The 18434-nt window shown below is 40.2% G+C and carries 21 protein-coding genes; 6 read left to right on the forward strand and 15 right to left on the reverse strand.

Annotation, left to right across the window (positions count from 1 at the left end):
* Nucleotides 1-73: 73 nt before the first annotated feature.
* The 4 genes from AN395_RS06040 to AN395_RS06055 all read right to left on the reverse strand — a co-directional run bounded on the left by AN395_RS06040 (nucleotide 74) and on the right by AN395_RS06055 (nucleotide 3186).
* A complete protein-coding gene (locus tag AN395_RS06040) occupies nucleotides 74-541 on the reverse strand; it encodes a glycine zipper 2TM domain-containing protein (RefSeq protein ID WP_054982392.1) in 468 nt (155 codons plus the stop codon).
* Nucleotides 542-758: 217 nt separating this feature from the next.
* A complete protein-coding gene (gene lpoB, locus AN395_RS06045; protein ID WP_024032666.1) occupies nucleotides 759-1376 on the reverse strand; it encodes a penicillin-binding protein activator LpoB in 618 nt (205 codons plus the stop codon).
* Nucleotides 1377-1387: 11 nt separating this feature from the next.
* Nucleotides 1388-1813, reverse strand: coding sequence for a YcfL family protein (locus tag AN395_RS06050; RefSeq protein WP_004587769.1), 426 nt, complete (start codon nucleotides 1811-1813; stop codon nucleotides 1388-1390).
* 8 nt (nucleotides 1814-1821) lie between these two features.
* Nucleotides 1822-3186, reverse strand: a complete 1365-nt coding sequence (locus tag AN395_RS06055; protein WP_054982393.1) for a COG3014 family protein — start codon at nucleotides 3184-3186, stop codon at nucleotides 1822-1824.
* 382 nt (nucleotides 3187-3568) lie between these two features.
* On the opposite strand from AN395_RS06055, the gene AN395_RS06060 reads away from it, so the two are divergent.
* A complete protein-coding gene (locus tag AN395_RS06060) occupies nucleotides 3569-4441 on the forward strand; it encodes a DMT family transporter (RefSeq protein WP_054982394.1) in 873 nt (290 codons plus the stop codon).
* Nucleotides 4442-4460: 19 nt separating this feature from the next.
* Here AN395_RS06060 and AN395_RS06065 read toward each other — a convergent pair whose 3' ends face one another.
* From AN395_RS06065 to AN395_RS06095, 7 genes are all read right to left on the reverse strand, one after another.
* Nucleotides 4461-5147, reverse strand: coding sequence for a M15 family metallopeptidase (locus AN395_RS06065; RefSeq protein WP_054982395.1), 687 nt, complete (start codon nucleotides 5145-5147; stop codon nucleotides 4461-4463).
* The gene (dapE, locus tag AN395_RS06070) at nucleotides 5147-6277 is read right to left on the reverse strand and encodes a succinyl-diaminopimelate desuccinylase (RefSeq protein ID WP_054982396.1); all 1131 of its coding nucleotides are present in this window, start codon (nucleotides 6275-6277) and stop codon (nucleotides 5147-5149) included. Before dapE ends, AN395_RS06065 begins: the two co-directional genes overlap by 1 nt.
* Nucleotides 6277-6621 (reverse strand): ArsC family reductase, encoded by a 345-nt coding sequence (locus AN395_RS06075; RefSeq protein WP_054982397.1) that lies wholly within the window; start codon nucleotides 6619-6621, stop codon nucleotides 6277-6279. Before AN395_RS06075 ends, dapE begins: the two co-directional genes overlap by 1 nt.
* Before the next feature lie 4 nt (nucleotides 6622-6625).
* Nucleotides 6626-7123, reverse strand: a complete 498-nt coding sequence (locus AN395_RS06080; RefSeq protein ID WP_054982398.1) for a PTS glucose transporter subunit IIA — start codon at nucleotides 7121-7123, stop codon at nucleotides 6626-6628.
* A complete protein-coding gene (locus tag AN395_RS06085; protein WP_004587776.1) occupies nucleotides 7124-7513 on the reverse strand; it encodes an ACT domain-containing protein in 390 nt (129 codons plus the stop codon).
* Between the two features lie 226 nt (nucleotides 7514-7739).
* A complete protein-coding gene (pta, locus tag AN395_RS06090; RefSeq protein ID WP_054982399.1) occupies nucleotides 7740-9899 on the reverse strand; it encodes a phosphate acetyltransferase in 2160 nt (719 codons plus the stop codon).
* Between the two features lie 2 nt (nucleotides 9900-9901).
* Nucleotides 9902-11116, reverse strand: a complete 1215-nt coding sequence (locus tag AN395_RS06095) for an acetate kinase (RefSeq protein ID WP_024034025.1) — start codon at nucleotides 11114-11116, stop codon at nucleotides 9902-9904.
* 300 nt (nucleotides 11117-11416) lie between these two features.
* On the opposite strand from AN395_RS06095, the gene yfbV reads away from it, so the two are divergent.
* Complete coding sequence (gene yfbV, locus AN395_RS06100; protein ID WP_054982400.1) at nucleotides 11417-11863, forward strand: terminus macrodomain insulation protein YfbV; 447 nt, start codon at nucleotides 11417-11419, stop codon at nucleotides 11861-11863.
* A 132-nt stretch (nucleotides 11864-11995) separates the two neighbouring features.
* On the opposite strand, the gene AN395_RS06105 is transcribed toward yfbV, so the two are convergent.
* Genes AN395_RS06105 through xthA form a run of 3 tightly spaced genes read right to left on the reverse strand, consistent with a single transcriptional unit; the run spans nucleotide 11996 to nucleotide 14252 of the window.
* Nucleotides 11996-12796, reverse strand: coding sequence for a putative RNA methyltransferase (locus AN395_RS06105; protein WP_054982401.1), 801 nt, complete (start codon nucleotides 12794-12796; stop codon nucleotides 11996-11998).
* Nucleotides 12793-13440 (reverse strand): energy-coupling factor ABC transporter permease, encoded by a 648-nt coding sequence (locus tag AN395_RS06110; protein WP_054982402.1) that lies wholly within the window; start codon nucleotides 13438-13440, stop codon nucleotides 12793-12795. The genes AN395_RS06105 and AN395_RS06110 overlap by 4 nt, the downstream gene beginning before the upstream one ends.
* Before the next feature lie 5 nt (nucleotides 13441-13445).
* Entirely contained in the window at nucleotides 13446-14252 is an 807-nt protein-coding gene (xthA, locus tag AN395_RS06115) for an exodeoxyribonuclease III (RefSeq protein WP_054982403.1), read from the reverse strand.
* A gap of 241 nt (nucleotides 14253-14493) precedes the next feature.
* Here xthA and AN395_RS06120 point away from each other — a divergent pair, with 241 nt between their 5' ends.
* The 4 genes from AN395_RS06120 (at nucleotide 14494) to rluB (ending at nucleotide 17276) form a co-directional block, all read left to right on the forward strand.
* Nucleotides 14494-14925: a hypothetical protein gene (locus AN395_RS06120; protein WP_004587783.1), complete on the forward strand. Its 432-nt coding sequence runs from the start codon at nucleotides 14494-14496 to the stop codon at nucleotides 14923-14925.
* Nucleotides 14926-15146: 221 nt separating this feature from the next.
* The gene (locus tag AN395_RS06125) at nucleotides 15147-15668 is read left to right on the forward strand and encodes an EF-hand domain-containing protein (protein ID WP_004587784.1); all 522 of its coding nucleotides are present in this window, start codon (nucleotides 15147-15149) and stop codon (nucleotides 15666-15668) included.
* 151 nt (nucleotides 15669-15819) lie between these two features.
* Nucleotides 15820-16410, forward strand: coding sequence for an SMC-Scp complex subunit ScpB (scpB, locus tag AN395_RS06130; RefSeq protein ID WP_029772523.1), 591 nt, complete (start codon nucleotides 15820-15822; stop codon nucleotides 16408-16410).
* Nucleotides 16407-17276, forward strand: a complete 870-nt coding sequence (gene rluB, locus AN395_RS06135) for a 23S rRNA pseudouridine(2605) synthase RluB (protein WP_004587786.1) — start codon at nucleotides 16407-16409, stop codon at nucleotides 17274-17276. The genes scpB and rluB overlap by 4 nt, the downstream gene beginning before the upstream one ends.
* Nucleotides 17277-17504: 228 nt before the next feature.
* Here rluB and AN395_RS06140 read toward each other — a convergent pair whose 3' ends face one another.
* Nucleotides 17505-18251, reverse strand: coding sequence for a YciK family oxidoreductase (locus tag AN395_RS06140; protein WP_004587787.1), 747 nt, complete (start codon nucleotides 18249-18251; stop codon nucleotides 17505-17507).
* Nucleotides 18252-18434 lie beyond the last annotated feature (183 nt).

Genomic DNA, 18434 nt, shown 5'->3' on the forward strand with positions numbered 1-18434 from the left:
AATGCGCTGTAAAATAAAAAACGAGCTTAAATAGCTCGTTTTTTATTTACGCGATAATGCTGATACTGGCTTATTAGTACGCGCGGTCAACTCTTACGGTATTATCACTTAAATAGACCAACCGTACGTTATCACCTTTACTAAAGCGCATTGACCGGTCTTGGTCTTGTACCACCATGTATTGATCGCCGTTTTCTACCTGAATCAATAACTCTACTAGGTGTGTTTGCTTATAATAGCTTTTTTGCTGATTATTATGCGCCACGCTTCCGCCAATGACTGAGCCTAAAATAGTGGCGACGGTACGACCGCTCCCACCACCAAATTGATTACCGACAACACCCCCGAGTAGGGCGCCGCCAAAGGTTTTCCAGCCATTGTTTTTGTCTTGCACAAGCTCTTGTTCGGTAATTTTACGTACAGATTTTACATCGCCAAATAAAACCTGTTGTACAGGCACGGCTTTGTTTCGCTCATAGTTCGCAAAACTTGGTGCACTGAGTGTAAGCAATGCACACATTGCTATGGTTAAGGCTTTCATAGATGTCTCCTGTTGGTGTTACGCAAAGGCGATATTTTGCCTTTGCGTGGAAATGTATACCAATGCGCAAAAATACTTAAATATTTTGGGGCTAAACGTGTCGCTAACTAAGTTAAAAATTCTCATTTAAAAACAAACTAAATAGTATTCTCTGCCGAACTCTCAACGCGTTTATCCAGCCTCAAAATAGATAAGTTAATTAAGCTAATTGGTACTATTACCAACCAAATGTCGATTTTTCTTTCGTTTTACGAATTTCAGTTTCGTCTGCCCACTCGACTAGACCGCTTTGCATATCCATTAAGCGCATTGTAAATTTGTAATACACATCTGATTTATCAGCATTTGATTTAACAATGCTCGATAAGTTGCCGTACAACATGTATTGCGCACCAATTTGTTTACCAAAGGCAACTGCGGTGGCTGGATTTACAAGGGCATCTTCGTTTTGAAAGTTAAGCTGCTCACGTACTGATTCAACACGGGTCATGTCAACAAAACGAAACTTACCGCTGCGCAACAGTTGCGTAGAGATTGAGTCGGTAATAGATTCAGTATCTATGTGTTCACTGGTTTTATTTTTAATGCGCTCAACAAATACCACAGGGCGTTTGTTTTGGGTCATTGTACCAATAACCGGCGAGCTGAGTAGTGAGTCGGTCATTTGGCTGGCTACTTTTTGTAAATCGGTAGAGCCAAAGTTTATATCGGTGGTTTCTACTGCTTGCGCGTCGCCATAACTAACTACGGCTTTATTGGCACAACCGCTTAAAATGAGTGCGCTGAGGCCAATAACTGCATAACTCGATAACGTTTTAAATTGTGTAGTGATCATTTTTATAACCCTTATTCTTTAAATTCTTGTGCGTCGGTAGACACTTCTCTTACAGCGAGCGAAAATGTAACCGCATCCGGTGTTGGCGCTAAGCTGGGTAATTGTGTTTTAGAAAAACCAAACAGTGTTAAGGCTTGCCAAGGTGAGTGGTTTCCTTTAATTACAAACCCGTCTTTGTCGTACCAATTAAACTGATACTGTAAATATTGCGACTTTTTATATTGGCTGCTTAGTGTTACTACCACGTCGGTTAACTGGTTTGTTTGGCGTGTTTTAACATCGGTAATGGCAAGCTTTTCACCTAGAGCAGGATTATCAACATGTAACTGCTCGTTAAATGTATTTTTGCTTTGCTCAACCGAAATGCCTGATGTATCAGGTTGGCTTGCACATGCCCCAAGCATTAATGCAGCCACTAATGGCAAAGTATATTTCATGATGACTCCTAGAGTTGAACCACATGGTAGTTAAAATAGTTATTAATAGAGGTTAGGTAAATTAAGGTTAACCCTTGCTTACTAACGGTAAAATTAATAGGCGCATGGTTGCCTATTAAAAGTGTATGCGACCCTGCATTTAAACTGCTACGTGCCATGCTTATTTGATTAGGTAAAGTAAGCCAGCTACGTGTATCAGCCTGCTCAGACGCCAAATTATAAATATTAGCAATAATATTGCCTACATCGCCTGTGCTACGTGCAAGCTCTGCGCGCACTTTTTCTTTGGCTACCAAGCGTAATACTTGCCTAGATACGCGAGCCGGTATTTGTTGCTCTAATGTTTTAGCCGCTAATGCTTCTATATGCACTAACGGGTTTAGCTCTAAATTTTGCGAACCTATATTTACGCCATTAATGTTAGCTATAAACGCATTATCTTTATAAACCGGCATTGCTAAACTGTAAAAACGCGCATCACCACCGGAGGTATAAATAGGCAAGCGTAATTTAAATTCATCTTGTTTAGGCACTAAGCCTTGTTCAACCAATATAACCACTTCACCGTGATTAGCCTGAAGGGGCTTTAATGGGCTAAAGCGGCGCTCAAACTCTTCTAAATCTTGGTTAAAACCTTGCCTTTTAGCTAATCGCATTACATCTTGCTGTAAGTAGTGATTATCAGGTTGAATCTCTAATGCTTTTTTATAATCAATGTAGGCATCATCGTATTGTTTATCACTTTGGTACAACAGCGCAGATAAATAAAACGTAAAGGCATTTTGAAAACCATTTTTAATACCGCGTGTCACATTACTCATACTTGGGTAATGCTGTTGTGCTTGCTCTATTGTGTCGTTTATTTGTGTTTTATTATCAGCAAGCGCATCGACTTGTACTTTGTTAGCGCGACGTATTTCAACCAAGGCGCCTTCTAAATCACTGTTGTATACATAATTAAGTGCTTTGTAGCTATGTAGCATGCTCATTTCATATGCCGGTGGTACATAAGTAATGGCAGAGTCGTTAGTAAATAAGGCATTACTTTGTTCAAGCCCTGCACTTAATTGAATTTTTGCTGCTTCTCGTTTTATTTGTACCTGGGCGTATACGTTTTCAAATTGTTGTTGTGAAAGACTTTGCTCGTTAGCAAGGTCTTTTAAACGGGCTTGCTCTAATTGGTTAAGTAAATAGCTACTGTGTAACTTACTATTGTTGGCAATAAGTGATTGAGCCTGTTCAATATTGTTATTTTGAATTGCGTTTCTTACAGACGTCATTTGGCTTGCATAGTCGTTAAATAAATCATTAAAGCCTATGGTGCTGCATCCACTTAATATAAAACAAACACTTAAAATTATACTTTGGCGCACTGAGCACTCCTATATAGTTAGGTTTTAAAGATTAACATACTCTGGTTTTGGATTTGTGTGAAATAGTGTAAAAAAGCGTAGCCTACTTTAGGGCATATAGACCTGTGAAGATTGAAAATTATTCTCCCTAAGGTAGCCACGCGTTAGTTAAATTACGTGTATTTAAGGTAGGCAAATCATCATGAATAGCTTGTGAATGCCAGAGGATAGACGCTTAATTACAGCAATTTAGCAGTATATAAAGTTATAATGCTGCGAATAAGAATAGAGTAATTACAACAATGCCGCTTTACAGCTAAATGGCTCAGCTGTTTAAATACAGCGCTGGCTGAGCAAGCCAATTTAAAGCATCTCATTATAAGGTTTTAGTTAAGGAGCGATTTTGAAAGCCACTTTATACACCCTCGTTGCATTAATAGCCTTTGCGGCAAATTCTTTACTTTGCCGTATGGCGTTAGCGCAAGGTTATATTGATGCGTGGAATTTTACAATTATCAGGCTCGTAAGTGGTGCCGTGTGTTTAGGCTTAATTATGGCTGTATATACGTATAACCTTAAGCGTAAGGGGGCGCTTAATGACGCTATTTTAAGTGATACCGGAAGTTGGCGAAGCAGTATTAGTTTATTGGTATATGCACTTTGTTTTTCTATTGCTTATATAGAGCTAGATACAGGCACCGGTGCGCTTATTTTATTTTCAGCGGTGCAACTTACCATGATTGGTTGGGGCATATATAAAAAAGAGCAGCTAAGTAAATTGCAGTGGGGGGCTTTTTTTGTCGCGTTAGCTGGATTTGTGTATTTAATGTTGCCCTCTGCCGCTGTGCCTTCTTTGTTAGGGGCATCGCTTATGGCGTTAAGTGGCGTTGCATGGGGCGTTTACAGTATACGCGGTAAAGCGTGTGTATCGCCGCTGCGGACCACCGCCTTTAACTTTATTAGAAGCTTAGTGGCTATTCCTGTTTTATTACTTGTAGCAATAGGCTATTTAAAAACAGTAAGTATGCAAGGGGTGTTACTAGCGTGCGCCTCGGGCGCCATTGCATCAGGCATTGGTTACAGTATTTGGTATGTGGCCATGCCGCTACTAAAAAGCACGCAAGCGGCGGTCGTACAGTTATGTGTGCCTGTACTGGCTGCTATCGCTGGTATGTTGTTTTTATCTGAGCAGGTAACAGTGGAGTTTATTATTGCAAGCTCACTAATACTCGGCTCGGTATTGGTGTTTATATTAAATAAGCATACAGCGCGGTAATGCCAAGAAAAGCCCGCTATTAAGGCGGGCTTACATTTGTTATAAAACGTTTATATAGCGCGGGTAAATTATCTAAAATAGCTGACTTACCCTCTAAATCGCTGTTGCTTATACATTCGTAAAGCATCGCTTCGCTCAATGTGTTTACTAACCGCTGAGACTGCTTAATATGGCTAATATGCCAAAGTTCAGGTGCTACGCCGCCTAAATCCTGTTTGTAGGGGCGATAAAAACCATATTTAGCTAGATTTTTATCAAGCCACTGGCTGAGTGGCGCAAATGGCCCACCATGTTGGTATTCATCAGGGGTAAGTTGCAGCTTATAGTCATCGTTAATTGCAGCGGTATCATACACATCAAGGTCGGTACCTAAATGATGCCGACTAGCCCCTGGCAAGGCGGAGTAGAGCATAATAGCCGTGCATTTTTCCAGCTCATTTAGTTGGCTTAAATCCACTATCTGTTGCTGTTTATTAAAAACAGGGCGTATACCTAAAAACTTGTTATTCCAAATCATAGCTTGGCGATTAAAATCGCGAAAACTTGAGGCAATAGTCAACTCAAAACCAGCATTTTTAGCGCCATTTTGCAGGGCTATAAAGTCATCAATAATATCAGTATGTAACCGATGCGATTGAATCTCAGTGAGGTGTGTATCACTTTGTCCAGTGATACACATTGCTAATGTATTGGTATCGAGTGCCATTAGGTTAACAATTGTTCTAAAATTTGCTCGTAAATATCAGCTAAAGCGATTAAATCATCGGTGCTTACACATTCATCTACTTTATGAATAGTGGCGTTGCGGGGGCCTAGTTCAATCACTTTTGCGCCTGTTTGCGCTATAAAGCGCCCATCTGACGTACCCCCGGTGGTTTCGAGGTTAGTGGTTAAGCCCGTGACGGATTTAATCGCATTTACGGTGGCATCAACTAACGGGCCATGCTCGGTTATAAACGGCAAGCCATTTACTATCCAGCTTAATTCGTAGTTTAAGTCATGCGTTTGTAAAATAGCATTAACCCGTTCTTGCAGTTGCTGATGAGTTACTTCGGTACTAAATCTAAAATTAAATTGCACCTCAAGCTCGCCCGGTATGACATTACCGGCCCCCGTGCCACCATTTATATTTGATACCTGGAAGCTGGTTGCAGGGAAAAATTCATTGCCGTTGTCCCACACTGTTTGGCTCAGTTCAGTAATGGCGGGGGCAGCCAAATGAATTGGGTTTTGTGCTAAGTGGGGATAGGCTACATGGCCTTGCACACCTTTTACTTTTAAAAAGCCAGTAAGGGAGCCACGACGGCCATTTTTTACTACATCACCGAGTACATCTCGCGATGAAGGCTCACCCACTAAGCACATATCAATTTTTTCGCCGCGTGCTTCAAGCGTGTCTATTACTTTGGTTGTGCCGTTGATAAAGGGGCCTTCTTCATCTGAGGTAATTAAAAATGAGATAGAGCCTTTGTGATCAGGGTTTTTAGCCACAAAGCGCTCAGTAGCAACAAGCATTGCCGCCAGAGAGCCCTTCATATCAGCTGCGCCTCGGCCATGCAGCAAACCATCTTCAATTAAGCCTGAAAATGGCGGGTGCTGCCAGTTTTGTGCAGGTCCTGTAGGGACTACATCGGTATGGCCTGCAAAACAAAAGTGTGGCGACTCGTTTCCTTTACGGGCCCATGTATTGAGTGTATCGGTAAAAAATAACGACTCAATATTAAAGCCTAGGGCTTTTAAACGCTCGTTCATCATTGGTTGGCAACCTGCATCTTCAGGGGTTACCGACTCGCGCTGAATAAGCGCTTGTGCAAGTGCAAGTACTTCATGTGTCATTATTTAAATATCTCATCGTATTGCGCAGCTTTAAAGCCTAAGTGGTAGCTGTTGTTATTAACAAGCACTGGGCGCTTGATCATAGCTGGTTGCTCTACAAGTAATGTTATAGCAGTGTCTTTGCTTAGGTTTTGCTTTTGCTCATCACAGAGTGCACGATAGGTTGTGCCACGCTTATTAACTAATTGCTCCCAGTCAATATGCTCAGCAAATTCGCTTACAAGCTGCTCGTTTACACCGTCTTTTCGGTAATCGTGAAAGGTAAAATCTATGTTGTTGTCGGCGAGGTATTTTTTGGCTTTTTTAATGGTGTCGCAATTACTAATGCCGTAAAGAGTGATCATAGGTTTAGTTCTTCTTAATAATAGTTAAAAGGGGGTCTACACCCGCATTTACGTGCGTGTGTGAATAATGAAAAGTGCCTAAGTTATGGCCATTTAATAGCACCAAGCTGGCCAGTAAGGGCGATTTAAGTTCGCGTAAATCAAAGTAAGCTAAGCGCTGCCCTTTGCTTATTTTGCTGCCATTTAGCTGTGCAATATGTGTGTGTGTAATAGGCTGCTGCGCCGGTAGTGACAAGTTAATGAGAACCTTTAAACCGTTATTTGCTTGGAGAATAAATTCACATCCTGCATTTTTAACCTGCACTAAAGTGCCATCAAAGGGCGCTAAAATTTTATGATTACTTAATGCAACCAACATAGTTGGCCCAAGGGTAGAAAATTTAAAAAAGGGCTCAGGGTGTTGGTTTAAATCAATGACTTTGCCGCTAAAAGGGCTGGTAATTTTTAATGCGCTGGCGGGGAGCTTATTTTGCGCTAAAAACTTGATAGAGGCTGCTCTCATTTATTGATCTACTACTAAATTGTAGCCATCGTTTTTAAGTGCAGTGATGGCTTGCTGCGCAGTGTGTTTTTTTACCAAAATATAATCTGTGTCGTAGGTTGAAATAGAAAAAATAGAAATATTAGCCTTTGCAAGCACGCCAGATATATTGGCCATAATCCCCGTTAAAGAAAACCCCAACGGCCCAACCACTTCAAGTGCTTGCCAATCAGGCTCTGTATCTAAACACTCAATAGCAAAATGACTAGGGCAAACAATAGAAAGCTCATCGTGAGTTTTAGAAATAAAAAATAGGGGTAATTTTAATAGCGCTACAGGAATGTCTGCATCCACTTCTAAACTATGAATTGACAACAGCGTGCTGTGTAATTGTAATGTTTGTTTTGACATTAATAACCTGCAAACAGCGTATAGAGTCAGTTAATAGTATAGATTATTGGCTTTAAATTAAAGGTGTAACAGCCACTAAAATAAAGGCTGTGTGACTGTGGGTAATAAGGATTTAAAACTTACCCACAATTTCTGTGGATAAGTATGGGAATTGGTAGGTATAAATAGCCTAACTAACTAATTAATAAGTAAATATTAGCTAGGCTATAAAAAGCACTAGTTTGATTTAGGCGTTTTCGAGCGCTTCAACTTGAGCTGCTTGAATAGCCGTAAGTGCAATGGTGTACACTATGTCATCGACTAATGCGCCACGGCTTAAATCGTTAACGGGCTTTCGCATACCTTGTAGCATAGGCCCTATGCTGATTAGATCGGCACTACGTTGTACGGCTTTGTAGGTTGTGTTACCGGTATTAAGGTCTGGGAAAATAAATACCGTAGCTTTACCGGCTACTGGGCTATTTGGTGCTTTTTTAAGAGCAACATTTTCCATAATCGCAGCGTCGTATTGCAATGGCCCATCAATAATTAAATCTGGACGTTTTTGTTGAGCAATTTGAGTGGCTTCACGCACTTTTTCAACGTCGGCGCCAGAGCCAGAAGTACCTGTGCTGTAGCTTATCATGGCAACACGTGGCTCTATGCCAAACGCAGCTGCAGAATCGGCTGACTGAATAGCGATATCTGCTAATTGTTCTGCATTAGGGTCGGGGTTAATTGCACAATCGCCGTATACTAGTACTTGGTCGGGCAGCAGCATAAAAAACACAGACGATACAAGTGATGACCCTGGAGCGGTTTTAATTAACTGCAGCGGTGGGCGAATTGTATTAGCTGTTGTGTTAACAGCGCCAGATACTAAGCCATCGACTTTACCTTGCTCAAGCATCATAGTGCCCAGTACAACATTATCTTGTAATTGCTCTTGTGCTACGACTTCTGTTAAGCCTTTGCTTTTACGAATTTCGACCATAGGTGCAACATAGTCGTTAATCACCGATTTTGGCTCAACAATACTTACATGTTCGTTAAGCTCAATACCTTGTTGCTCGGCAATACGCATTATTTCATCGCGATCGCCAAGTAATACTGTTTTTGCAATACCACGTTGTCCACAAATAGCCGCAGCTTTAATAGTACGCGGCTCATTTCCTTCAGGAAGCACCACAGTTTTAGCCGCTTTACGGGCTTTATCTGTAAGTAAATAACGAAACGCAGGAGGAGAGAGCTTACGTGTTTTGCCAACATTTTTTGCAAGCGTATCGAGCCAATCAGAATCGATATATTCTGCGTTGTGATCTTTTACTTTTTCAATACGTTGGTCATCATCGCTTGGTACTTCCATATTAAAATTATGCAATAGTAATGATGTACGCCAAGTATCGGCCTCTGTGGCTAAAATAGGCAAACCTGTTTGCATTGCTTGTTCACACAGCGCCATTATACGCGGCTCTGGTTCAAAACCACCGGTAAGTAAAATAGCACCAATTTTAGTGCCGTTCATGGCCGACAAACACGCAGCGACTAAAATATCTGAACGATCGCCTGGGGTGACTAATAATGCGCCCGGTGTAAAGTGGTTCAATATGTTTGATACAGTACGCGCACAAAATGTAATGCGGCGTAAGCGACGGTGTAGCATGTCGCCTGCGTTAATAATGGTGGCTTTTAAATACGCGCTTAAATCTTTAACGCGCGGCGCAACTAAATCAAAGTCCCACGGGATGGCGCCTAACAACATAAATGGGTTTTTTCTAAAAATAGGTAAAGAAGCTAAACGGTTTAATTCGTTATCGAGCTCTTCTGCTTTGTATGAATCGACCAAATCAGCGCGGGCGCGGCCTTCTTCATCAAGCGGGGCATTCACTTTGTTAAAAATACAGCCTAAAACCCGCGGGTGATCAATGCCACCATAATACCCAGCAGCAATTTCTAAACGGTCTTCAATTTGCGTAATGGTGTAATTACCAGGGGTTAGTACAAATACAATATCGGCACCCAGAGTTTGGGCTATTTCGCGGTTTACACGCCCTGCATAAGGTTGGCGGCGAGTAGGCACCATACCTTCAATAATAGCTACTTCGTCATCGTTAATTTTACTTTCAAAGCGCTCTACTATTTCTTCAAGTAAATCATCGCCTTTACCATCGCCAATCATTTGCTCTGCATAGCTTAATGCAAAGGGAGTTGGTGGGGTAATTGATGAGCCTTGCATAATAATTTGAGTCGACTTTTCAGGGCCTGTTTCACCCGTACGTGGTTGGGCAATTGGCTTGAAAAAGTTAACTTTCACGGTTTTTTGCTCAAGCGCACGCACTAACCCGACAGAAACAGATGTTAAACCAACACCCGTAGAAACCGGAATTAACATAATACGACGTGCCATAATTAAAGCTCCTTCACAATGTTAGCGGCATCAAGGGCAATTACCCATTCTTCATTAGTTGGCATTACAACCGCTTTAGTGATCGCGTTGTCAGAGCTAATAATGCCCTCATTACCAAATCGCGCATCTAAGTTGGCTTGTTTATCGCAATCTAGGCCTAAAAACGCCAGTTGTGTGATTACTTTTTCGCGAATAATATCTGAGTTTTCGCCTATACCACCGGTAAAAATAAGCGCATCTAACTGCTGTAATGGCACCATGTAGGCGGCAATTTGTTTAGCAAGGCGGTAGCAAAAAATGTCAAGTGCAAGGGCGGCTTTTTCATGGCCAGCTACAGCGGCTTCTTCTATGGTTCTGCAGTCGTTAGACAGTTCACTAATACCTAACAAACCACTTTCTTTATTAAGTAAGTTGTCGATTTGTTTTGCATCATAATTAAGTTGTGTTGTTAAAAAGTTAAATAAACCAGGGTCGATATCACCACTGCGGGTGCCCATTACTAACCCAGCAAGCGGGGTTAAGCCCATGCTAGTATCTACACTTTTACCGCCTTTAATTGCACACACAGAACAACCATTACCTAAATGCGCACTAATAAAATTGCTTTGCTCAACAGGCTTATTAATTAATTTAGCGGTTTGGCCTGCTACATAATAGTGGCTTGTGCCGTGCATACCGTAACGGCGAACACCGTGCTCTGTGTATAGCTTGTAAGGGAGTGCATATAAGTAGGCTACTTTATCCATGGTTTGATGAAATGCAGTGTCAAAAACAGCAACCTGTGGCAAACCAGCAAACGAAGCCTGCGCTGATGAAATACCCAGTAAGTTTGCATGGCCATGTAAAGGGGCAAGGCTTGAAGCATCTGAAATACCCGCAATGACTTTTTCATCTACTAATGCAGATTGAGTAAAGTGCTCACCACCGTGTACAACACGATGGCCTACGGCAATTAAATGCTCATCTAAGTGGTGATCTTTAATTAGGCTCACAAGCGTATTAATGGCTTCACCATGCGCTTGATTAGCAGCTAAGGTGATAACGGTTTTATCACCTTGGTATTTATATTTAATGGATGGATTTTCTGAACCTAGGCGTTCAGCTAAGCCCGAAATAATTTCATGCCCGTTATCAGCATCAATAATGGCAAATTTTAAACTCGAACTACCACAGTTTAATACTAAAACGTGTTGTGATTTAGAGGGCGTAGTTGGCATAGATACAGTTTCCATAAACAATAAATTTAGTAAGTGTACGTTAAGATATGAACAATACACTTAAGGTGCAAATTAAAGGTAAACTTAGCCACCATATAGATGATAAAAAAGCGACTAAAGTCTAATTTATAAGATGAGTATTTTAACCCAGTTAATAAATTTAGTTTAGTGTTTAGTTGCTTATACATACAAAAACAATAACTTTTACTGCTAAAGTGTGAAGCTATTTATTTGTGTTACACTTACAGGCAGTGGCAAGCAGGCGCTACGGGTTTAAAAGTTTAGATGTGAGGAGTCATGATGCAAAAAAGTGTGATGTCACAATTACAAACGGGTAGGTTATATGCAAAAAAATGGCCTATGCGTAAAGAGTTAGCACCGTTGTTTAACGAATTTAAAGTAATTAAGGCAACCGAGCTGGCAATTACTGTAATGCCAATATTAGCCATGCTTACGTTATTTTTTCAGCTTAACTATTTAGGCCCCGATTTTTTACCGCAAGCGATTGCCAGTGCATTGTTTTTTTTATCGTTGCCGTTGCAAGGCTTGTTTTGGTTAGGTAAGCGAGCCGAAACACCATTAGAACCGAGCATGCAAAAATGGTACAACGAGTTATATACCAAAATGGTGGCAAATGGCTACCAAGCCCAAATAAGCGAAAACAAGCCCCGTTATATGGAACTTGCACACTTATTAAAAGACATGTTTGATAAAATGGATAAAGCGTTTACTAAAGAGCAATTTTAGAGCGCGTTTATCTATAAGTGTATGAGCAGAGTGCACGCTTTGCTCCATTTATTTATAACACTCCCTCTGGCATATGAGCTAACTCAATTTACCCTATCAGTAATTTCCTCACAAACACTCGTTATTAAAATATCAATCGGCTTTACTAAACTTGGTAATGTAAAACGATAGGGTGACGCTTTGGGCGCCTTTTTCTTCAAGAGTTTGCCAATGTTCAGGTCTAAATTTCCACGCAAACGGTGTCATCATTATTAAATTTTTAATATCTGAAAAATTAAGCGTAACCTGCTCTGTAATGAGCTTTTGATCTGCTTTTATAAAGCCGCTTGGCGTGTCAATTTCAGTGTGTTTTGCTACATCTGCATAAATATATTCTTTAAGCTCTTTTAAATGCCACGGCCCTGGGCTTGCAACTACTAATGTGGCATTTGGCGCTGCTAAACGCGCCAGCTCTTGTTCAAACAAAGGCGCAAAAACACTAAGTAATACGTCAGCAGTGCCTGACTTAAAAGGCGCCTGGCTAATTGATGCAACGCTAAAATGACATTGTGGGTATCGCTTTGCTGCATATTTTACGGCTGATTTAGAAATATCGACGCCGTATACCTGCGCCTCTATTTTATCGGCAATGGCATGAGTATAAAACCCTTCGCCACAGCCTAAATCTATTAGCACGTTTGGTTTGCGCTCACTAATTATATTACTTAATGCGCGCTGTAAAAATGCGTAAAAGCCTTGCTCTAAAAAAGCACGCCTTGCTTGTACCATTTCGAGCGAATCACCCGGTTGCTTTGAGTTTTTGTGTTGCACCGGTAATAAATTTACATAGCCTTCTTTGGCGAAGTCGAAGGTGTGATTGTTGTCACATCGAAGTGATGAATTATGTTTTAAAAGTGCGTGGTTACATAAAGGGCATTGGTATTGCAGACTCATGAGTCTAGGTAGTCCTTATCATAAAAAGTTTTGACCCAGTGTGGCCGATAAGTGATCAAAAGCGTAATGGCCATACCGTTAAGCATTGCCTCAGGAAACCAAATGATAGCACTTAGGTATACGTAATTATCTGCCAATTCCTGCCAATTATATTGCCCTATAAGCAAATAAAACAAAGCCCCTAAGCTTATTTTTAGACATGCAATAAAGCCTGCCAATATAAAAGAGCATACAAAAATATAAACAAAAAAGTGACGCGGTAAATACTGATAACTCATTATAAAGCCAAGGTAGCTTAATAATGTAGGAATAAATGCACCAAACAGTATTTGCATGGGCAAAAGATTAAGATCAATGTTTGCAAAAGCCGCCAATAGGGCACTAGCCAGCAGGCTACTTAAAATAGCAAGGCGCCACCCTAAAATTAGCGTTGCGGCAGTTACACCTAAAATGTGTAAATCAAGACCGCTTAAAATACCCGCTTTAATTTGCCATAACATGGCAAACACTAACGCACACGCAAGTACCCCTATTTGCCGTGCAGGCGTTTTATAAAGTGCTTTATAGGTATTTTTTTCTACGCTTATAAAGGTAATAATTAAAACAAGGACCCAAAGTAGCCCTTGCATTTTAAGCGTTAACATAGCAATTATTTAAAGGTTGACCAAATTGGCGCATGGTCAGAGGGCTTTTCTATGCCGCGTAATTCGTAATCTATACCGGTATCAATACAGCGCTCGGCAAGGGCATGGGTAGCAAGCACAACATCAATGCGTAGGCCACGATTATCTACAAACCCTTTAGAGCGATAATCAAACCACGAGTATTTGTCGCTTGTATCAGGGTTTTGCTCTCTGAAGGTATCTTTAAAGCCCCAATTTAATAATTTAGCAAGCCATTCGCGCTCCTCTGGTTGAAACGAGCACTTACCTGTTTTAAGCCAGCGTTTAGCGTTTACTTCGCCAATACCAATATCTAAATCGGTAGGCGAAATATTGATATCGCCCATAACGATAACGTCTTCATCGGGCGTGTGGTTTGTTTCTAAATGGGTCATTAAATCTTTGTAAAACTGGCGCTTATAAGGGAATTTTGTTTCGTGATTTATATTATCGCCTTGTGGGAAATAACCATTCATTACCGTTAGGTCGCGGCCATTTTCTTGCTCAACTGTCACACTTATCATGCGTTTTTGTGCTTCTTCAGTGTCGCTGGCAAAACCTTTTAAGACCGATTTAGGCTTATTTTTGCATAACATTGCCACACCGTAGTGCGCTTTTTGACCATGAAAATAAACGTGATAACCCATTTTTTGTACGTCCTCGAGGGGGAACGCCTCATCATGAACTTTAATTTCTTGCAAACCAATAATGTCTGGCTGGTGTTTATCTATAATTGCTTGTAACTGGTGTAAGCGAGCTCGCAGACCATTGATATTGAAAGAAATAACCTTCATAAAATTTACCTTTAATTAGACTCTGTTTTTATAGCTAAATTGTATCAGTAAATAAGCCTACATAACATGATCGAAATGAGAAAATAGCTGCGCAAATGTTGATCAATTGGTGCGTAAAGTTTAAACATTGTAAATGCTTTATTAATTATTTAAATAAATAAAAAATTCAATTGATCTCGTAATTATTGAATATATAATGCGCAAAAATTACTTGTTTAGTCGTTCAAATAGGATCTCTCTCATGAAAACACAATTACTTTTAGCTACTGCTTTATTAGCCTCTGCGTCTGTATCAGCAAAAAGCAACACTTACTTTAGCCAAGATAATAAACTTGAATCTAAATTATGTGTATTAAGTGCAAATGAAGGCTTTAGCGCAGCGCGTAAAGAAGCAGCACAACACGGTGTATACTTATCGCGTTTTTCTAAAAGTGTTTTATGTAATGGTCAAGATATTCGCGACATTGCTAAAAAAGTAACGTCTAACCAAGCTGCTGAATCAAAAGTTGAAGTGTTTGCAAAAGATGCACACCAAGAAACACAGTTATGTATCACAGCGTTAAAGCAAGGCCTTGCGCCTGTTCGCCAAAAAATTGGTAACTTAAACTCATTAAAGTGTAACGGACAAAACGTAACTGAATTTGTAAAGCGTTACCAAAACGCAGCAATCTAATTGCGCGCTAACATATAGATTAAAATAATGCCCAGTTTGTACTGGGTATTTTTTTGCAAAAATTACAAGGTATGCAGCAATCATTGCAAAGCTAAGTAATTGATTAATGTATATAAAATGAGCTAAATACACGTAACTTATTGATTGTTGGCGGCTTGTGCACTTTGGCATTGGACTTGTATTAGTTAAAGTGACATTTACTAACTACAAGGATACGTCTTATGAAAAAGTTAACACTCGCAACAACTATTTTAGCTTCGTTAAGTTTAGCCGCTTGTGCCTCAAACCAAGGCCTTGAAAAAATCGATAGCGATTTTGCAAGTTTAGATAACGACAGTGATGGTTATATTTCAAAAGTAGAAGCAGATGACGATAGCATCTGGGGCCACTTTTCAAATATTGATACCAATATGGATAACGAGATCAGTCGTAAAGAATTTAACACTTACATGCAGCTAAATACCGGTAAGGTAGCGACTGACAGCGAAGTAAGTGAGTCGGCATTTAAAGCTAAAATAGCTAAATTTGATAAAATCGAAAATGATTTTAGAAGTTTAGATAACGACAAAAATGGCTACATCTCAGTAGAAGAAGCTGACGATGATGATATTTCAAACCATTTTGGTTACATGGATGGCAACAATGATAAACGCATCAGTAAAGGTGAGTTTAAAGGCTACATTAGCAAATACGGTAAAGCCGTTGCTGAAGATGATGCACTAAAGCATTATAAAAACAGCTAATATTAGCTAAATACGCTACACATAAGAGCCAGCATTAATTGCTGGCTTTTTTGTGCATTTAATTTGTTTTAAAAGCAGATATATTTTCCCCCTTTTGCGATGTTCTGTCATAATAGATGGCTACGTATTTTAAAGGGCAAAGCAAAATATTATGGCGGGTCGTCGAATTAGTGATGAACAATTAATTGAGATCATTGAAGCGGCTATATTTGTCGCAGACAAACCTGTTAGCAAACGCCACTTAAAAGATACTGTACTGGCTGATTTAGCTATTCCTATGTCACGAATTAACACTGCAATAGACGCTATACATACTCACTATCAAACACGTGGCATTAAGCTAGTTGAAGTAGGCAGTGGCTATCGCTTTCAAGCGTGTAGTAGTTTAAGCCCTTGGCTTAGTAATTTATGGCAAGAACGGGCACCTAAGTACTCTCGCGCACTACTAGAAACATTGTCGCTAATTGCCTACAGGCAACCAATAACGCGTGGTGAAATAGAGCAAGTACGAGGTGTAACAACCGGATCAGCAATTATTAAAACCCTCCTTGAGCGAGAGTGGGTTAAAGTAGTAGGGCATAAAGAAGTACCTGGTAAACCAGCGCTTTATGCAACAACAAAATTATTTTTAGATTATTTTTCGTTAACCGGTTTAGATGAACTTCCTGCATTGCCAGCGCAACAGGAAAGTAAAATAAACCAGTTATTAAGTGATCCTTCTGTGAGAGAACCATCCGAATGAGTATTCAAGGTGAAAAGTTACAAAAAGTCCTAGCCCGTGCAGGGGTAGGCTCACGACGTGAAATGGAAAAATACATTGATGCAAACCGCGTTAGTGTTAATGGTAAAGTGGCTAAATTAGGTGACCGTGTTGAGGAAACAGACTTAATACGTGTTGATGGCCACAGCGTAAAAATTGAAGAAAAAGCCGACCGTATTTGTCGTGTAATTATGTACAACAAGCCAGAAGGGGAGTTAAGTACACGTAAAGACCCAGAAGGACGTCGTACCGTTTTTGACCGTTTACCACGCATAGACGGTGAGCGTTGGATTGCTGTTGGTCGTCTAGATATTAACACGGCAGGTTTAATGTTATTTACCAACGATGGTGAGTTAGCTAACCGCTTAATGCACCCAAGTTATGAAGTTGAGCGTGAATATTCAGCCCGTGTATTTGGTGAAGTGACCAATGAAACCATTAAAAACCTAACGCGTGGCGTAGAGCTTGAAGATGGTCCGGCTAAGTTTTTAACGGTTAAATCACTGGGTGGCGAAGGCATTAACCGTTGGTACAATGTAACGCTAAACGAAGGGCGTAATCGCGAAGTTCGCCGCTTATGGCAATCGCAGGATGTAGAAGTATCGCGACTTATTCGTATTCGTTACGGAAAATTAGAGCTAGATAAGCGCCTTCCTCAAGGTGGCTGGGCTGAACTTGATTTAGAAACCGTTAACTATTTACGCAAAACCGTTAAATTAGGCCGCGAAACACAAACTAAACTGTCGGTTATGCCTGAAAAACGCAAAGACAAGCGTGCTAAAATTAACCAAATTCGTAAGGCGGTTAAAAAGCATAACCAACGTGTTAAGCAAACTAAGCGTAAGTAATACCAATCCGTAGTAATACTTAATCATTTTGCGGGGCTAAACGTGTCGCTACCTAGGTAAAAAAATGCTTATTTAGCACAGCTAAATAGCGAATTTTTTGCCAAGCGAACAACACGTTTTTCTAGCCTTAAAATAGATAATTTAATTAAGCGAATTGGTATAATTACCAAAAATTACCGACAAAAAAGCCGCAATGTATGCGGCTTTTTTTATAATTAAAAATGTAGTTTACTTTTTTTGTTGCGCATCGAGAGATTCACCGTTTACATCGCTCGAGTCATCACTCATTAAATATAAATACGTTGGCATTAAATCTTCTGGGGTAGCAAGCTTATCGCGATCCTCCCCTGGATACGCTGATGCGCGCATAGAGGTACGCGTTGCGCCAGGGTTTATACAATTTACACGGATATTGGTTTTACCTACTTCGCAGGCCCATGTTTGCATCATGCCTTCAACTGCAAATTTAGATATTGCATAAGGCCCCCAAAATTCGCGCCCTTTACGGCCAACGCTTGATGAAGTGAAAACAATAGAGGCATTTTCTGATTTACGCAGCACAGGGAATAGCGCTTTGGTGATCATTGCTTGCGCAGTAACATTCACTTTCATGATGTTTTCAAACGTAGAAGAGCAAAAGTGCTCAAGTGGCCCTAGCGACCCTAAAATACCGGCATTATTCAATAAGCCGTCTAATCGGCCAAATTGACTTTCGATTGTAGCTGCTAAATCGCGGTAGTTTTGTTTTGTCGCGCCTTTTAAGTCCATTGGCACAATAGCAGGCTGAGGGTAACCAGCATTGACAATCTCATCGTAAACGCATTCGAGCTTATTTGTTGTTTTACCAAGTAAAATAACTGTCGCGCCATGCTTTGCGTAGGTAATTGCTGCTACGCGGCCAATACCATCGCCGGCACCTGTAATTAAAATTACTTTATTTTGAAGTGCATTTGGAGTTGCTTGATAAGTTTGCATATAAATACCAATTTATAAAATTTTTTTGATTTTAACATAGCAAATCGTCAAGTAATCGAATTTATTGAAAATTTAGGTGGCGGAATTATAAACTTTACGTTAAGTTTAACTGGTCTAATGTCTCATTAATAAACTGATTACATTGTTTTAACTTTACTACACTGATTAAACACACTTACTTTG

Source organism: Pseudoalteromonas sp. P1-30 (assembly GCF_001400005.1).
Classification (GTDB): Bacteria; Pseudomonadota; Gammaproteobacteria; order Enterobacterales; family Alteromonadaceae; genus Pseudoalteromonas; species Pseudoalteromonas atlantica.

What these genes read in the sequence shown, in the direction of transcription:
- AN395_RS06120 (WP_004587783.1), top strand. Translation starts at nt 14,494, where the DNA reads ATGAAAACACAATTACTTTTAGCTACTGCTTTATTAGCCTCTGCGTCT.
- xthA (WP_054982403.1), bottom strand. Translation starts at nt 14,252, where the DNA reads ATGAAGGTTATTTCTTTCAATATCAATGGTCTGCGAGCTCGCTTACAC.
- AN395_RS06050 (WP_004587769.1), bottom strand. Translation starts at nt 1,813, where the DNA reads ATGAAATATACTTTGCCATTAGTGGCTGCATTAATGCTTGGGGCATGT.
- AN395_RS06140 (WP_004587787.1), bottom strand. Translation starts at nt 18,251, where the DNA reads ATGCAAACTTATCAAGCAACTCCAAATGCACTTCAAAATAAAGTAATT.
- AN395_RS06105 (WP_054982401.1), bottom strand. Translation starts at nt 12,796, where the DNA reads ATGAGTCTGCAATACCAATGCCCTTTATGTAACCACGCACTTTTAAAA.
- AN395_RS06040 (WP_054982392.1), bottom strand. Translation starts at nt 541, where the DNA reads ATGAAAGCCTTAACCATAGCAATGTGTGCATTGCTTACACTCAGTGCA.
- pta (WP_054982399.1), bottom strand. Translation starts at nt 9,899, where the DNA reads ATGGCACGTCGTATTATGTTAATTCCGGTTTCTACGGGTGTTGGTTTA.
- AN395_RS06080 (WP_054982398.1), bottom strand. Translation starts at nt 7,123, where the DNA reads ATGAGAGCAGCCTCTATCAAGTTTTTAGCGCAAAATAAGCTCCCCGCC.
- AN395_RS06085 (WP_004587776.1), bottom strand. Translation starts at nt 7,513, where the DNA reads ATGTCAAAACAAACATTACAATTACACAGCACGCTGTTGTCAATTCAT.
- AN395_RS06110 (WP_054982402.1), bottom strand. Translation starts at nt 13,440, where the DNA reads ATGTTAACGCTTAAAATGCAAGGGCTACTTTGGGTCCTTGTTTTAATT.
- AN395_RS06075 (WP_054982397.1), bottom strand. Translation starts at nt 6,621, where the DNA reads ATGATCACTCTTTACGGCATTAGTAATTGCGACACCATTAAAAAAGCC.
- AN395_RS06095 (WP_024034025.1), bottom strand. Translation starts at nt 11,116, where the DNA reads ATGCCAACTACGCCCTCTAAATCACAACACGTTTTAGTATTAAACTGT.
- AN395_RS06065 (WP_054982395.1), bottom strand. Translation starts at nt 5,147, where the DNA reads ATGGCACTCGATACCAATACATTAGCAATGTGTATCACTGGACAAAGT.
- AN395_RS06125 (WP_004587784.1), top strand. Translation starts at nt 15,147, where the DNA reads ATGAAAAAGTTAACACTCGCAACAACTATTTTAGCTTCGTTAAGTTTA.
- lpoB (WP_024032666.1), bottom strand. Translation starts at nt 1,376, where the DNA reads ATGATCACTACACAATTTAAAACGTTATCGAGTTATGCAGTTATTGGC.
- yfbV (WP_054982400.1), top strand. Translation starts at nt 11,417, where the DNA reads ATGCAAAAAAGTGTGATGTCACAATTACAAACGGGTAGGTTATATGCA.
- rluB (WP_004587786.1), top strand. Translation starts at nt 16,407, where the DNA reads ATGAGTATTCAAGGTGAAAAGTTACAAAAAGTCCTAGCCCGTGCAGGG.
- scpB (WP_029772523.1), top strand. Translation starts at nt 15,820, where the DNA reads ATGGCGGGTCGTCGAATTAGTGATGAACAATTAATTGAGATCATTGAA.
- dapE (WP_054982396.1), bottom strand. Translation starts at nt 6,277, where the DNA reads ATGACACATGAAGTACTTGCACTTGCACAAGCGCTTATTCAGCGCGAG.